The sequence below is a fragment of the Lactobacillus nasalidis genome, from assembly GCF_016587775.1.
Taxonomy (GTDB): Bacteria; Bacillota; Bacilli; order Lactobacillales; family Lactobacillaceae; genus Lactobacillus; species Lactobacillus nasalidis.
The window spans coordinates 1-750 of record NZ_BOCG01000003.1 but is presented as its reverse complement, the minus strand read 5'-3'; the positions used below and the strand labels follow the sequence as shown (position 1 = coordinate 750).

General features: G+C 61.1%; 1 pseudogene. It reads right to left on the bottom strand.

Annotated features, from left to right (window positions below):
• A pseudogene (locus lacNas_RS00035) lies at window positions 1-750 on the bottom strand (MMPL family transporter); the annotation flags it as partial.

Below are 750 nucleotides of genomic sequence, written 5' to 3'. Positions count from 1 at the left end.
GTCGGCAAGCTGGCTGGAGCCGTCGACGCCTTGAGCCAGACCGTTCTTAAGCTGGCCGGCGCCGGATTGAAGCGAGCTGGCACCGCTGGTCAGGCTGCTTGCCCCGTTGGCAAGCTGAGCCGCGCCGCTGACGCCGCTGGCCAGACCGGAAGCCAATTGGCCGGCACCGGAGTTGACCTGGCTGGCGCCAGAGTTGACTTGGCTGGCACCGCTGCTCAAGCTGCTTGCGCCAGAGTTGACTCTGTTTGCGCCGCTGACCAGGGTACCCGTGCCGCTGTAAAGGCTGGCAGCACCGGTGTTAACCTGGCTGATCCCGCTATAAAGCGAAGCCGCGCCAGTGTTCAGCTTGCTTGCCCCTTGTGAAAGAGCCAGAGCCCCGGCCATCCCCTTGCTCAAACCGCTGTAAAGCGAGTTTGAACCGGTGTAAAGCTTGTGGGCACCCGTGGCAAGTGCGTCAACTGCTGACTGCATCTGGCTGATCTTGCTCAAGCCAGACTTCAAGCTGCTGATCCCGCTGGATGCCTGGCTGGTCAAAGTGCTTGACCCGGAAGCCAGCTGGGAAACAGCTGACTGCAGTTCTTGAACTTCCGCGCTCAAGGCTGCGGTTGAAGTCGTTGAGCTGCTGCTGCTCAAGCTGCCAGCTGCTGATTGAATGCTTGATGAGGCACTCTCCATGCTGGTGGCAGCAGAACCTGCAGTGCTCAAGCCGCTGCCGGCAGTGCTCAAGCCGCTCTTGGTAGAGCTTAAGCC